Source organism: Bacillus sp. 2175, assembly GCF_057812155.1.
Window position 1 is genome coordinate 2,559,369 of record NZ_CM173819.1, and the last position, 16,053, is coordinate 2,575,421.

The following is a 16,053-nucleotide window of genomic DNA, read 5'->3' on the forward strand; positions in this document are numbered from 1 at the left end:
AAAAGGTGGGTTTAACGTGCAAGTAAAAGATCAACTATCATCATTACAACCATATAAACCAGGTAAATCACCAGAACAAATGAAAGAAGTGTACGGAGATCATTCGTTTGTGAAATTAGCATCGAATGAAAATCCATTTGGTTGTTCACCGAGAGTTTTAGAAGAGTTGCAAAACTCTTGGTTGGAACATGCTTTATATCCTGACGGAGGTGCTACAACGCTCCGTCAAACAATCGCAGATAAGTTGCATGTGCAAATGGAACAAGTACTTTGTGGTAGTGGTTTAGATGAAATCATTCAAATAATAAGCCGCGCCGTATTACGAGCGGGAGATAACATTGTAACAGCAGGTGCAACATTCCCGCAGTACCGCCATCATGCGATTATTGAAGGGTGTGAAGTGAAAGAAATTCCTTTAAATAAAGGTGTATACGATTTAGACGAAATTTCGTCAGCGGTAAATAATAATACGAAAATCGTATGGATTTGTAATCCAAACAACCCGACGGGCACATATGTGAATGAGCAAAAATTAACTCGATTTATTGAAGGCATTAGTGAAAATACGTTAATTGTCATTGATGAAGCGTACTATGAATACGTAACAGCAAAAGATTTCCCTGAGACATTACCGCTTTTAGAAAAACATAAAAACATTCTTGTACTTAGAACGTTTTCTAAAGCATACGGATTAGCTTCTTTCCGCGTTGGATATGCGATCGGACAGGAAGAGCTAATTGAGAAATTAAATGTCGTACGTTTACCATTTAACGTATCTTCATTAGCGCAAAAAGCAGCGACGATTGCTTTTGGTGATGACGAGTTTATTAAAGAAATAGTTCACATGAATACAGAAGGATTACAGCAATACGAGAGTTTCTGTAAGGAAAACGGTATACCATTTTATTCGTCACAAACTAATTTCATCTTCTTACCGGTAGATAATGCTGGAGAGATTTATGAAGCTTGTGCACATGCAGGATTTATTATTCGTCCGTTCCCGAATGGTGTCCGTATTACAGTTGGAACAAGGGAGCAAAATGAAGGGGTGATTTCAGTGTTAAAACAACACTTTGAAAATAAAAAAAATAAGTCTCGAGATGAGGCAAATGCGTAAAAAGGTAGTATTAATTGGAACAGGTTTAATAGGAGGCTCTCTCGCATTAGCAATTAAGAAAGAGCACGATGTAACGATAACAGGGTACGATATATTTAAAGAGCAAGTAGAGCGTGCAAAAGAATTACACGTAGTAGATGAAATAGGAGTTGATTTACAGCGTGCATGTGAAGAGGCACATTTAATTGTTTTTGCTTCTCCAGTTGAAGAAACGAAGAAGCTATTACACAAACTTGCGTCATTCCGTTTACGAGAAGATGTTATAGTGACTGATGTTGGTAGTACAAAAGGGTCTATTATGAACGAAGCGGAAGCTTTATTTTCAAAGGATGTTTCTTTCATTGGTGGACATCCGATGGCGGGTTCTCATAAAACGGGAGTTGAAAGTGCAAAGGCACATTTATTTGAAAATGCATTTTACATTTTAACACCGATGAATCACGTGCCAAATAAACAAGTGGAAGACCTTAAAGTATGGTTAAAAGGAACAGGGTCACATTTTCTTGTTTTAAATACGGAAGAACATGATTATGTAACAGGGATCGTTAGTCATTTTCCGCACCTTATCGCAGCAGGTTTAGTAAAGCAAGTTGAGAAACATGCAGGAGATAATCCGCTCATTCATCAACTAGCTGCTGGAGGTTTCAAAGACATTACACGTATCGCATCTAGTAGTCCAAAAATGTGGAGTGATATTGTAAAGCAAAATCGAGAGCATTTAATGGTATTATTAAAAGAGTGGATCTCTGAAATGGAAGATTTATATAAAACAGTTTCTACCGGAGATGCAGGCGAGATTCAAAACTATTTTGCAGATGCGAAAGAATACCGTGATTCTTTACCAGTAAGAAAGAGAGGGGCAATTCCTGCCTATCACGACTTATACGTCGATGTATTAGATAAGGTGGGGGCATTGGCTCATATTACGAGTATTTTAGCGCGCGAGGAAATTAGTATTACGAACTTGCAAATATTAGAAGCGCGTGAAGGACTGCTTGGGGTATTACGTATTAGCTTCCAAAGGGAAGAAGATCGTATGAAAGCAAAGCTAGCGCTTGGAGAAGAAGAATACCAAACTTATGAAACAATTTAAATGAGAAGGTGAAAAACGTGAAAGAAAGAACAATACAACCTGTTAATAACGGATTGAATGGCAATATTACAATCCCAGGTGATAAATCCATTTCACACCGTGCTGTTATGTTCGGTTCTATTGCAGAAGGGAAAACAATAATTAGAGGTTTCTTGCCCGGTGCAGACTGTTTAAGTACGATTTCATGTTTTAAAGAAATGGGAGTAGAAATTACGCAAAACGGTGATGAGGTTACTGTAGTTGGTAAAGGATTAGAAGGTTTACAAGAACCGAAAGCTGTATTAGATGTTGGTAATTCTGGTACAACAATCCGATTAATGTCAGGTATATTAGCTAACACACCATTTTTCTCTTGCGTACAAGGTGATGAATCTATCGCAAAAAGACCGATGAAGCGTGTAACAAACCCATTAAAACAAATGGGCGCAAACATAGACGGCCGAGAAGAAGGAACATTTACACCGTTAACAATACGTGGCGGCGATTTAAAAGCAATTGAATATATTTCTCCTGTTGCAAGTGCACAAGTAAAGTCGGCTATTTTACTTGCAGGTCTTCGTGCAGAAGGTGTAACAGCTGTTACAGAACCACATATTTCACGCGACCATACGGAAAGAATGCTCGAAGCATTTGGTGTTAAAGTAACTCGCGAAGGGAAAACAGTGAAGCTGTCAGGTGGACAAAAATTAACAGCAACAGACATTCAAGTGCCAGGTGACGTATCATCAGCAGCGTTTTTCTTAGTAGCAGGTGCAATCATCCCAAATAGTAAACTAGTATTACAAAATGTAGGAATGAATCCAACCCGTACAGGTATTATTGATGTTTTAGAAAAAATGGGTGCTACGTTCACTGTAGATCTAATTAACGAAGAGGCATCAGAACCAGCTGCAAATATTACAATCGAAACATCTTCATTAAAAGGAATTGAAATTGGCGGAGATATTATCCCTAGATTAATCGATGAGATTCCTGTAATCGCATTAGCGGCAACGCAAGCAGAAGGAATTACAGTAATTAAAGATGCACACGAATTAAAAGTAAAAGAAACAAACCGTATTGATACAGTCGTTGCTGAGTTAACGAAACTAGGAGCTCGCATAGAAGCAACTGATGACGGTATGATCATTTACGGAAAATCAGCTCTAAAAGGCAATACAGTAAATAGTTATGGTGATCACCGTATCGGAATGATGCTTGCAATTGCTGGCTGTTTGGCAGAAGGAAAAACAATTATTGAAGATGCAGAAGCAGTAGGTGTATCATATCCTACATTCTTTGACGAACTTCAAAAGTTAGCTAAATAAAAAGGGTGGAAAGCAGATACGTGATGTATCTGCTTTTTTTGTTAAAACGTCCTTGTAATTTCACTTATCGAACTATAATAGTAAGAATTATGATACAATTCAAACAGAGAATGGAGGAGAATTATATGAATGTCATACAATTAAAAGAAGATAAGTTTAGAGAAGCATTACGTTTATCAGAATACGCTTTTCAATATAAAGTAGATGAGGAACGATTACAGCAGCAACTTACAAAAATGAAGGAAAGTCATGAAATATACGGCATTATGGAAGGGGAAGACTTAGCTGCAAAACTACACCTCATCCCGTTTCATATTTACATAGGTAAAGAAAAATTTAAAATGGGTGGCGTTGCAGGAGTAGCGACGTATCCAGAGTACAGAAGAAGTGGGTATGTAAAAGAGCTACTTCAACATTCACTTCAAACAATGAAAAAAGATGGCTTTACAGTCTCTATGTTACATCCATTTGCTGTTTCGTTTTACCGTAAATACGGCTGGGAACTTTGTGCGAATCTACTCAAATGTCATATAAGTAAGAGCGATTTAGTGATGAAAAAACAAGTAAATGGTACTGTGAAACGTTTTAATAAAGAAAATCATCCAGAAGAAGTCGAGAAGCTCTATGAAGCATTTGCAGAACGTTTTTCATGTATGTTAGTTCGAGAGAAGAACTGGTGGTTACAAGCGGTTTATGATGATTTAACATTAGCGATTTACTATGATGAAAATAAAAAAGCAGCAGGTTACATGTTATACAAAATAGAAAACTATAAAATGACAGTAGAAGAATTTGTACCACTGCATAATGAAGCACGAAATGGTCTGTGGAACTTTATTTGTCAGCATGATTCTATGATTAAAGAAATTGAAATGACAGTAAGTGAAAGCGAACCGTTATTATATTCATTGCAAGAGCCACGCGTGAAGACAGAAATAAAACCATATTTTATGGGAAGAATTGTAGATGTAGAGCAGTTCTTAAAACAATATGAGTTGAATTGGAACAATGTAGAGCAAGAAGTGATCCTAAACATTACAGACGCATTTGCTCCGTGGAATAACATAACAGTGAGACTTGCAAATCATGAAATAACAATAATAAAAGAAAAAACAATAGATAAAGGCATCAAACTGGATATAAACGAGTTATCTACAATAATGTTCGGCTATAAACGTCCGTTACAACTGAATGAATTAGAATTAATTAGCGGAAGTGAAGAGGAAATACAAGCGTTTGAGAAAATAGTTCCGGTACGAGAAGCATTTATTTATGATTTCTTTTAAGTTTTCAATAGAAAATTGGGCTGCCCAAAAACAATTTTTGGGACAGCTTTCTCTTTGGTTGTCGGTAAGTCGATATATCCTGAAAATCGCTGATATAATTGGAGATGCGCCGATATATTCTGAAAATCGCTGATATAATTAGACTTGCGCTGATATATTCTAATAATCGTTGATATAATTTTTTCACTAAAACGTAACTATACTTTGTCACGCACTTGACTTTTAATCCATGTAATTTATAATTAAAAACGGAATGAATTTTCATTCCTGGAAATAGAGGTGGAAAAAATGGCTAAAAACAAACAAGAGGATATTTTTGATGCTGCGATGCAACTTTTTGCAGAGCGTGGTTACGATGGTACGACAATTCCAATGATCGCTGAAAAGGCAAAAGTCGGTGCGGGTACTATTTATCGCTATTTTGAAAATAAAGAGGCACTTGTTAACTCATTATTTTCAAAAAGTATGTTACAGCTTTCTGAAATAATAAAAACGGATTTTCCTGTTGAAGCAAATATTCGTGAACAGTTTAGTCATACGTACAACCGTTTATTTGAATTTGCGAGAAACAATGTAGATGCTTTTTTATTTACAAATTCTCACTGTGATAGTTATTTTCTTGATGAACAGAGTAAGAAAATATTTGATGATTTTATAGGCTTCTTTATGAATATTATTGAAGATGGAATCGCAAAAGGTTTTCTTCGTCCATTGCCTCCAGTTGCTTTAATTATTATTGTATATCAACCGCTAGAAAAATTAACGAAAGTAATTGCAACAGGGCAATTAGAATACTCGAAAGAGTTAGTAAAAGAATTAGAAGAAAGCTCTTGGAACGCTATTAGAATCATTTGATTCTATAGCTTTATAAGGAAAGGAATGAATATTCATTCCTAAATAGATTTAAAAAATGAGAGTAGGAAAGGATGTTTGTGTAACTAAGGGAATGAACATTCATTCCGGAAAGACTAGTTTAATAGAATTTACAAAATAATGTAATAGAACAATAGGAATGAACGTTCATTCCGTTACTAACGTGAAACTTTCAAAACGGGAGATGATTCAAATGAGCAAGTTAAAAAGTTGGAGAAGTTTATCTTTTCTATTATGGATAGTTATTACTATTACAATGGTCGTAACGATGCCTAATATGGATCAATTAGTGAAAGAAAAAGGGAAAATTACAATCCCTAATACAAAGCAAAGCAGTATTGCTGACAAGATGATGAAAGAGATGGATAAAGAAGGGGTTGAAAAGTATGAAATTATAGCCGTTTTTAATAGTGGCAATAAGGCAGCTTTAACAGATGAACAAAAAAAGGAAATAACAAAAACAATCAACGCCCTGCAAACTGAAAAAGAGCAATTAGGAATTAAGGAAGTTGTTTCACATTTAGACAATAAAGACTTGGAGAAACAATTAGTTTCTAAAGATAATACGACTATTTTAACGCAAATATCGATAGATAAAAAACATGGTGAAATATCAAAAGTTTCAAATAATCTTCATGAAAAAGTGCAAACGAAAGGGGTAAAAACGTATTTAACAGGAAGTGACTTAATAGCGGGTGATTTTCTTAAATCCTCTCAAGAGGGAGTGAAAAAGACAGAAGTTATTTCAATCATTTTCATTCTTGTAGTATTAATCCTCGTATTCCGTTCACCAGTTGTTCCAATTGTTTCTCTTCTTACAGTTGGTATATCGTATTTAGTTTCAATGGGGATTATTGCCCAGCTTGTAGATCAATTTAATTTTCCATTCTCAAACTTTACACAAGTGTTCGTAGTCGTCGTCCTGTTTGGGGTAGGAACACATGCCCATCAACTTAAGGATAGAAACTCTACGGTTTTCCATTAATTGAAATGAACAAACTTTTAAACAGTATAATCCTCTTAAAAATGAGCATACGAAATAAACCCTAACGGGTTTCATTTTTTTCTTATGCAGCTTTCTTTTGTTTTCTCAATCCATTATACTCATAGACAACACCCATAATATCAAAGATAGTTTTCTTCTCATATCGATGGGATTTCCGGCCATTTTTCTTTAGTAGGGTAAACAGGCGGATTAAAACCTTTGTTATTATACGGGTGTTTCTCTGTATCGCTTGATATAACAGGGATAGATGATCTTGAATCATCCCAATTGCTTTATATTCGCTTAGTTCTCTTTTGTGCTTTTGCAACAGAAGTTGGCGCATCTTAAACATCGTGGAAGAACATATAAAAATGGCAATGAGTTTTCCATACACATGGCATTCTAATCGCTCTTGTTTGATAGTTTGCCAATGATGAATTTGAAATAGAGATTTCCACGTTTTAAATATGATTTCGATCTGCCAGCGGAGGGAGTAAAAATCATGGATTTGTTCCATCGGAACCACTTCCCAAGGCGTATTCGTAACATATATGTTGATACCCGTTAATCGTTTACTCTTTTCTGAAAATGTAATCCCCTTTTTACTTTCGGTATAGCTTTGTTTTTTTCTACGTTCCAGTATTTGTTCCTCTGTTAATCGGTAGATAATTACTCTTGTAAATAATCTTTGATTCTTGCCAATATACGACTCTTTTATTTCATACGTTTGTCCTGGTTTTAACGTGTGCATAATGTTCTCTAAATCAACTTGGATATACTGTGACTGTTTTTTGATTGTCCCATTTCGAAAGTATTCTGGAAATGGATTTTTCGTATAGACGGTATGGTTTAACTTAAGTCTTGATATATAGCACACGCCACGTTGATCCATTTGATCTAAGTCTTCCAATGAAAAATATCCTAAATCACGAATACACAGATCACCCGGCCGTAAGGTATCTAAGCAATCTGTTCCAAATGTTTTATCATTATTTTTTCCAGGACCTACCTGGAAGTTTAAAAACTGTCCGCTGTGTAAGTCATATTCTAATTGAATCTTGATACCTGCAGTTTGTGCACAACCACCTGACCCAGGATATACATGTGCTAAATGTTTCGGTACTTGGAAAATCGTCGCATCTAAAATACGGATTCGTTGAAAATACGTGAGTGCTGCACTTGAAATGGCTGATGTTTTACAAAGTTTACTTTTCCATAATGCAGAAAAAATATATTTCAAAAATTCAACCGCTTTTTTATCAAAGCGTTTATTGAGTCCTTCTGGACTCATAAGAGTGCCTGTGGCGGCGTGTAATTGACTGCATAGTCGAACGAGAGAATCACTCGCTGTACGTTGACTGACCCAGATACATATGGTAGCTAATTCATTTCCTGAAAACTTTCGTTTTCTTTTTACAAAACCTAATTCTTTAGCGAGTTCTTCCAAAAGAGAAGGGGTTAAATGACGATACAGCTCTTCAGAAAATAGTTGTAATTCATCTTGAATTGAAAGATTCATAAAAAATGTCATCCTTTCTAGCTAGCTTTTTAGAAAGAATAACGTTTTTTGACACTTGGGGGTAGTGCAAATTCTTAAGTTGATGGGCATGGGGTAGGAACAGATTATAACATTTTATTATATACGAGGTTTAAAGAAGAATTAAGTAAACAAGAAAATGCATTTTTAGCTACGAAAGAAACATTCAAATCAGCAGGTAAAACTGTATTATATAGCGGAATAGCGGTGCTAATTGGTTTTGCATCACTTGCTTTAGCAAGTTTTAAATTATATCAATCGACTTCAGCGGTAGCAATTGGTGTTTTAGTATTATTACTCGTATTAACGACTTTAAATCCATTTTTCATGGTGCTTTTAGGAAAAGGAATGTTTTATCCAGTTAAAACATTTAAAGGTCATGAGGATAGTCGCTTGTGGGGATTCTTTGCGAAAAACTCAGTAGCAAGGCCATTTGTCGCTTTAATCATCGTATTCGTAATATCGATTCCTTTCGTATTAAAATACTCTAATACACTTAATTACAATGATTTATTTGAAGTGGATAATAAGTATGAATCCAAGATGGGTATTAACGTAATAGAGGATCATTTTCCGCCTGGTTTCTCTTCACCGAGTACATTAGTCATTCAATCTGATAAAAAGCTGGATGAAGGAACTTCTCTACAAATTTTAGACGAATTAACTGATAAAATTTCGAAAGTTAAAGGTGTGTCAGAAGTATATGCACCAACACGTCCAACTGGTGAGAAGATAAAAGAATTATATTTAAATAAGCAAGCGGGAGAATTGAATACAGGATTAGGAGATGCCGATGGTGGCATAAAGGAAATTAATGATGGATTAACAGATGCGAAAAATAAAATGGGAAGTAATGATTCAAATAGTCTTGCGAATGTTCAAAAATTAATTGATGGAACGAACGAGGTGAAAAACGGGGTATCAGCATTAGGAACAGCTTTACATCAATTATCAAATGGCATAAACGACGGTGCACAAGGAGCACAGCAAATTGAGAGTGGTTTAGCTTCAGTAAACGAAAATATAAATGTTCTATCTAATGCAACGTCGCAGCTGCATGCTGGTTATGCACAGTTAGAAAAAGGTTTAAACTCTTACGATCAATACTTCGGAAGTATTTCTCAAGCGATTGATGGTGCGAAAAAGGGATATGAACAAATTGAAATGTTAATGACCAATTTCGTTCAAACGAAACCAGAATTAGCGAATGATCCAAACATACAACAAACGATAGGAATTGCTAAAGAGGCTCAAAAGAAATTAAGCGTACTTTCAAATGAATTAAATCAATTAGCAACACAGCACAAAACGGCGATGAGTTCATTTAAAGAAGCGAATCAATCGTTACTGAAAGTGGATAACGGCTTAAAAGAAATGAGCAATGGAGTTAATAAGTTACAAAAGGGAGCAGCCGATCTTAAAAATGGATTAAATGAAGGTTCTTCAGGTTCAAAACAAATTGCAAATAAATCAGTTGAGTTACAATCTGGATTAACGAAAATAAACGATGGGCAAGGACAACTTTTAACGGGCCTTAAAGACCTGCAAGAAAAGATGGGGCAATTACAATCCGGTTTATCTAAAAGTACAGAAGGGCTTGGAAAAGTAAGTAATGGCCTGCATGACGCACAAAAATATTTAGGGGAGCTCAATGAATCGAAGAGCTCTGAGAAGTTTTATATTCCAAAAGAAGTGCTAGAGGGAGAAGATTTCCAAAAAGCATTGAACACGTACATGTCGCAGGATAGAAAAATTGCTAAAATGACTATCATTTTAGATGTAAATCCGTATTCAAAAGAAGCGATGCCAATTATTCAAGAAATCAATAAAACAATCGATGGCACTGTAAAGGGAACGGAATTACATGATGCGAAAACAGCAATTGGCGGAACAACAGCTAGAAACGTTGATTTAAAAGAAGTAACAGGGCAAGATTTCTTACGTACAGCTACAATTATGTTAATTGGAATTGCGATTGTATTAATCGTAATTACACGCTCATTACTAAACATAATATTTATTATTGGCTCATTACTATTAGCGTACTTCGCATCACTCGGTATAAGCGAACAAATTAGTGCACATGTATTACATGTAGATTCATTAAGCTGGAATGTTCCATTCTTTAGCTTCATTATGATTGTCGCTTTAGGAGTGGATTATAGTATTTTCGTAATGATGCGCTATAACGAGATAGAAGGGGATTCGGTAACGAAAATTGTAACTGCATCTCGTCATATAGGAGGAGTTGTATTATCAGCTGCGCTAATTTTAGGCGGGACATTTGCAGCATTAATTCCATCAGGTGTATTAACACTTATACAAGTTGCATCAGTAGTTGGCGTTGCACTTCTTCTATTAGCTTTAATTGTGATGCCGATATTATTACCGGCGTTAATAGGGTTAACGAGTAAAATGAAGAGTTACAAAGAGAAAATAATAAATACGAAATAAGAAGAGACTGTAGGGAATGATTTCTCTACAGTTTTTTCGGTATATAATATTTCAGATGAAAATGAATCCGATATATTACAGAATGAGCAGTGAAAGGTTATATGAGAAAGAGGTCGATGATATACATACAATAGCTAGGGGAATGGACAAAAACTATCCGATTTCATTGTAGAAAGGTAATCAACCGTTGCTATTCATCCATCTTCTACTATATAATAGCTATAGTCTACAATAATTGAGTCGTAATATGCGATTTCTTAAGACAATCGGTGAGAAAACGCTGAAATAAGCGGTATTAGTAGGAGGACACAAATGATTACAGTAAGTAACGTTAGTTTGCGTTTCGCGGATCGCAAATTATTTGAAGATGTTAACATAAAATTTACGCCAGGTAACTGCTACGGTTTAATCGGAGCGAACGGTGCTGGTAAATCGACATTTCTAAAGATTTTATCTGGAGAAATTGAACCATCAACAGGTGACATACATATTACGCCAGGTGAGCGTCTAGCAGTATTAAAACAGAACCACTTCGAATATGAAGAGTTCCCAGTATTAGAAACAGTAATTATGGGTCACACGCAACTTTACAAAGTAATGCAAGAGAAAAATGCTATTTACATGAAAGAAGACTTTAGTGATGAAGATGGAATGCGCGCTGCTGAACTTGAAGGTGAGTTCGCTGAGCTTAACGGTTGGGAAGCTGAGTCAGAAGCTGCAATTCTTCTTAAAGGTTTAGGTATTGGTGAAGACCTTCATGATAAGAAATTGTCAGAATTAACTGGGGCAGAGAAAGTAAAAGTATTACTTGCTCAAGCTTTATTCGGTCAACCTGACATTCTATTATTAGATGAGCCTACCAACCACTTGGACTTAAAAGCGATTCAATGGTTAGAAAACTTCTTAATGAACTTTGAAAACACAGTTATCGTAGTATCCCATGACCGTCACTTCTTAAATAAAGTATGTACGCACATGGCTGACCTTGATTTCGGTAAAATTCAACTTTATGTTGGTAACTATGACTTCTGGTATGAGTCAAGCCAATTAGCTTTAAAATTAACACAAGATGCTAATAAGAAAAAAGAAGAGAAAGTAAAAGAGTTACAAAACTTCATTGCACGCTTTAGTTCAAACGCTTCTAAAGCGAAACAAGCAACTTCTCGTAAAAAATTATTAGACAAAATTACATTAGATGATATTAGACCGTCATCACGTCGTTACCCATTCGTTGGCTTCACACCTGAGCGTGAAGTAGGAAATGACTTATTAACTGTTGAAGGTCTTTCTAAAACAATTGATGGTGAAAAAGTGTTAGATAATGTGTACTTCACTTTAAATAAAGGTGATAAAGTTGCATTTATCGGCCGTAACGATATTGCGATGACAACATTATTTAAAATTCTTATGGGTGAAATGGAGCCGGATAGCGGTTCATTCAAATGGGGTGTTACAACCTCTCAATCTTACTTCCCAAGAGATAACTCTAAGTACTTTGAGAACAGTGATTACAACTTAGTTGAATGGTTACGTCAATTCTCTCCACAAGATGAGTCTGAAAGCTTCTTACGTGGTTTCTTAGGCCGTATGTTATTCTCAGGTGAAGAAGTTAAGAAGAACGTTTCTGTATTATCTGGAGGCGAAAAAGTTCGTTGTATGTTATCTAAAATGATGTTAAGTGGTGCGAACGTAATCACACTTGACGATCCAACGAACCACTTAGACCTTGAGTCAATCACAGCATTAAACAACGGTTTAATTGCATTCAAAGGTACAATATTATTCACATCTCATGACCATCAGTTCGTGCAAACAATTGCAAACCGCATTATCGAAGTAACACCAAACGGTGTAATCGATAAAGAGGCTACTTATGATGAGTTCTTAGAAAATGAGGAACTTCAAAAACAAGTAGATGCAATGTACAAAGGTCAATAATATATAATGAAAAAACTCGTTCTTTTTAGAGCGAGTTTTTTTGTCGAGAAAACGTAACATCGCTGGTCGGTCAAATGAATAATTATTCAAATATAATATTAATGAACAGGAGAATTCTTTCATGTATGGAAGGGATGTAATGACTTTAAGATTTAAAGAGTTAGTTGAAGAAGGGAAATGTAAGTGGAGTAATATAATCAAATCGTATTATTTTGTCATGTGAAATATGTACCAAATTTGGAGATAGAATAGTTTGCGAATGAGTTTATAAAGGTATATAGTATGGGGTGTCATAATTAGTGGATGAATCTTGGGAGAAAACAGGAAATGTTACAAATTTATTTTGTTAAATAGAAACCAAGGTCAAAATGTCTAGAAAGAAATAGTTGAATAAATACTAGCTTCAAATTATAATTACTAATATTCTTCATATAGTTAAATAAAGATAATCTATTTGAAGAAGAAAATTTGAATAGAGAGACAGACTTATAAAAAATAAGCCTTGGATGATCAAAAGAGGTGGAGAAATGAAACAGTTCTTATTAAAGAGCAAAAGTGTGTTAAGCAATCATTTTGGATTCTTTCTGTTTGCCGTTATTTTATTGTGGCTCAAAACATATGCAGCTTATGTAACGGAATTCAATTTAGGAATTTCAAACACAATCCAAAAATTCTTGCTGTTTTTTAACCCGCTTAGTTCAGCAGTTCTATTTTTAGGACTTGCATTATTTGCAAAAGGGAAACGATCTTATATTTGGTTAATTATCATTAATTTGTTATTGTCGATTCTTTTATACGCAAACGTAGTATACTATCGCTTTTTCAGTGACTTTATTACGTTCCCGACATTAACACAAACGAATAACTTTGGAGATTTAGGTGGTAGTATTCTTGCGTTGCTACATCTTTATGATCCATTATACTTCTTAGACACGATTATATTAATTGTGTTAGTCGCAACAAAATTTGCAAATCCAAAACCAATTCGTGTTGCGAAGCATAAATTATCTCTAGTATTTGTAGTAGGTATTTTATTATTCAGTGTTAACTTAGGTCTTGCAGAGTCTGACCGTCCTGAATTATTAACAAGAACGTTTGACCGTAATTATATTGTGAAATATTTAGGTGCATACAACTACACAATTTATGATGGAATTCAAAGTGCGAAAGCATCAACAGAACGAGCATTAGCGGATGGCGATAATATGACAGAAGTACGAAATTATTTAACATCAACTTATGCAAGTCCAAATCCTGAGTATTTCGGTAAAGGAAAGGGAATGAACGTAATTTACATTCATTTAGAGTCATTCCAAAACTTCTTAATTGATTACAAATTAAATGGTCAAGAAGTTACACCGTTCTTAAACTCATTTACAAAAGATGCGAATACACTATACTTTGATAACTTCTTCCATCAAACAGGACAAGGGAAAACATCTGATGCGGAGTTTATGTTAGAGAATTCAATGTTTGGCTTACCGCAAGGTTCTGTCTTTACAACGAAATCTCATAATACGTATCAATCAGCACCAGCTATTTTAGGACAACAAGGATACACATCAGCAGTATTCCACGGTAACTACAAAACATTCTGGAACCGTGACGATATTTATAAATCATTTGGTTTTAATAAATTCTTTGATGCGTCATACTACGATATGAATGAAAAAGACGTAGTAAACTACGGATTAAAAGATAAACCGTTCTTTAATGAATCTATTCCGTTATTACAAACGTTGAAACAACCGTTCTATACAAAGTTTATTACGTTATCGAACCATTTCCCTTATCCAATCGATAAGGCAGAAGCAACGATTGAACCAGCAACAACAGGTGATTCATCAGTAGATACGTACTTCCAAACAGCACGCTATTTAGATGAATCTGTAAAAGGCTTCATCGATTACTTGAAACAATCTGGTTTATATGATAACTCAATTATTGTTATGTACGGAGACCATTACGGTATTTCAGATAATCATAATGCAGCAATGTCAAAAGTAATGGGTAAAGAAATGAACTCATTTGAAAATGCACAGTTACAACGTGTACCATTAATCGTTCGTGTACCAGGAGTGAAAGGTGGCGTACAACATCAATACGGTGGTGAAATTGACGTTCTTCCAACGCTATTACACTTACTAGGTACAGATACAAAGAATTATGTTCAATTCGGTTCTGATTTATTATCACCAGATCATAAACAAGTCGTTGCGTTCCGTAACGGTAACTACGTAAGCCCAACAGTTACTGCACTAAACGGCAAATACTATGATACAACTACTGGAAAACCTGTAGAATTTACAGATGAAATAAAGAAAAATGAACAAATGGTTCAAAACTCACTAAAATACTCTGACCAAGTCGTAAATGGTGACTTATTACGATTCTACACACCGGAAGGATTCACTCCAGTAGATCGTTCGAAGTATAACTATAACAACCGTGATAAAAACAAAACGAAGGTAAAAACGACTCCGGAAGGGGAAGCTAAATAAATAATAAAAGGCGCTATTCATATGAATAGCGCCTTTTATTTGTAAATATACCATCATTATGAGACAAAACCAGCTGTTGCTTTTTGTTTTGCCTTTCCGAAGAAAACTACACCGACGATGATAATAATGATAAATGCCCATTTAACGAAAGGGTTACTTTCGAAAAATCCAGCGAACCATTTCTCATCTACAATCATTTTCGCGGCAGTATAAGCTAAAACGGCTGCTCCGATCGTAATGATGACAGGAAAACGATCCACCCATTTTAAAATTAATGTGCTGCCCCATACGACTACTGGAATAGACACTAATAGTCCGATGATTACTAAAGAAAAGTTACCATGGGCAGCTCCTGCAACAGCGAGTACATTATCAATGCCCATTAACGCATCAGCAATAATAATGGTTTTAATAGCAGACCAAAATCCTTCTTCGGCTTTAATATCATGATTTTTGCCCTCAGCGATCAGCTTGTAAGCGATCCAAATAAGAAGTACACCACCAATTAGGAGTAATCCAGGTATTTTTAATAACCAAACGACAACTAAGGTAGCGAGAGCCCTAATAGCGATTGCTCCAATGGTTCCCCAAATGATAACTTTCTTTTGTTGGTCTTTCGGTAATCTTCTTGCTGCTAATCCAATTACGATGGCATTATCTCCGGCTAACACTAAATCGATTACAATAATGGCAAGCAAGGCAGACAAATATTCAGGTGAAAGAAAATCCATATACATATCACTCCTTAAGAGTAATATGTGCTAAAGTGTTGATAATATAAAAAAGGATTGAAATTGTATATTCAATCCTTTTTTGACTGTATTCTGATATGTATGTTTTTATTTTGAATAAGTCGCTTTTGTAGTTTTTACTTATCGCGTTTCTTTCTTAAATTGATTCCAAGTTTCTTCAGTTTGCACTATAAATACGATTATATAACATCTACTTATTTAAACTAGGTT

General features: G+C 35.1%; 9 protein-coding genes and 2 pseudogenes. 9 read left to right on the forward strand and 2 right to left on the reverse strand.

Going from position 1 to position 16,053, the window contains the following annotated elements; translation table 11 throughout:
• Positions 1-16: 16 nt before the first annotated feature.
• From hisC to ACXKY9_RS13345, 6 genes and pseudogenes are all read left to right on the forward strand, one after another.
• The gene (gene hisC / locus ACXKY9_RS13320; RefSeq protein WP_001197273.1) at positions 17-1,117 is read left to right on the forward strand and encodes a histidinol-phosphate transaminase; all 1,101 of its coding nucleotides are present in this window, start codon (positions 17-19) and stop codon (positions 1,115-1,117) included.
• Positions 1,110-2,210 (forward strand): prephenate dehydrogenase, encoded by a 1,101-nt coding sequence (tyrA, locus tag ACXKY9_RS13325; protein WP_001228131.1) that lies wholly within the window; start codon positions 1,110-1,112, stop codon positions 2,208-2,210. Before hisC ends, tyrA begins: the two co-directional genes overlap by 8 nt.
• A 17-nt stretch (positions 2,211-2,227) precedes the next feature.
• Positions 2,228-3,517 carry a 3-phosphoshikimate 1-carboxyvinyltransferase gene (aroA, locus tag ACXKY9_RS13330; protein WP_000664624.1) on the forward strand — a complete coding sequence of 430 codons (1,290 nt, stop codon included), beginning with the start codon at positions 2,228-2,230 and terminating at the stop codon, positions 3,515-3,517.
• Positions 3,518-3,642: 125 nt separating this feature from the next.
• Positions 3,643-4,803 (forward strand): GNAT family N-acetyltransferase, encoded by a 1,161-nt coding sequence (locus ACXKY9_RS13335; RefSeq protein WP_001100915.1) that lies wholly within the window; start codon positions 3,643-3,645, stop codon positions 4,801-4,803.
• A gap of 288 nt (positions 4,804-5,091) precedes the next feature.
• Positions 5,092-5,658: a TetR/AcrR family transcriptional regulator gene (locus ACXKY9_RS13340; RefSeq protein WP_001107303.1), complete on the forward strand. Its 567-nt coding sequence runs from the start codon at positions 5,092-5,094 to the stop codon at positions 5,656-5,658.
• Positions 5,659-5,869: 211 nt separating this feature from the next.
• A pseudogene (locus tag ACXKY9_RS13345) lies at positions 5,870-6,616 on the forward strand (MMPL family transporter); the annotation flags it as partial.
• Between the two features lie 127 nt (positions 6,617-6,743).
• Here ACXKY9_RS13345 and ACXKY9_RS13350 read toward each other — a convergent pair.
• On the reverse strand, positions 6,744-8,180 hold the full coding sequence (locus ACXKY9_RS13350; protein WP_001053969.1) for an IS4-like element IS231C family transposase: 1,437 nt from the start codon (positions 8,178-8,180) through the stop codon (positions 6,744-6,746).
• 90 nt (positions 8,181-8,270) lie between these two features.
• On the opposite strand from ACXKY9_RS13350, the pseudogene ACXKY9_RS13355 reads away from it, so the two are divergent.
• The 3 genes and pseudogenes from ACXKY9_RS13355 to ltaS all read left to right on the forward strand — a co-directional run.
• Positions 8,271-10,652: pseudogene (locus tag ACXKY9_RS13355) on the forward strand (MMPL family transporter); the annotation flags it as partial.
• A 312-nt stretch (positions 10,653-10,964) separates the two neighbouring features.
• Positions 10,965-12,590 carry an ABC-F family ATP-binding cassette domain-containing protein gene (locus tag ACXKY9_RS13360; RefSeq protein ID WP_000633864.1) on the forward strand — a complete coding sequence of 542 codons (1,626 nt, stop codon included), beginning with the start codon at positions 10,965-10,967 and terminating at the stop codon, positions 12,588-12,590.
• A gap of 527 nt (positions 12,591-13,117) precedes the next feature.
• Positions 13,118-15,091 carry a lipoteichoic acid synthase gene (gene ltaS, locus ACXKY9_RS13365; protein WP_000808774.1) on the forward strand — a complete coding sequence of 658 codons (1,974 nt, stop codon included), beginning with the start codon at positions 13,118-13,120 and terminating at the stop codon, positions 15,089-15,091.
• A gap of 56 nt (positions 15,092-15,147) precedes the next feature.
• Here ltaS and ACXKY9_RS13370 read toward each other — a convergent pair whose 3' ends face one another.
• Positions 15,148-15,822, reverse strand: coding sequence for a TerC family protein (locus ACXKY9_RS13370; RefSeq protein WP_000346944.1), 675 nt, complete (start codon positions 15,820-15,822; stop codon positions 15,148-15,150).
• Positions 15,823-16,053 lie beyond the last annotated feature (231 nt).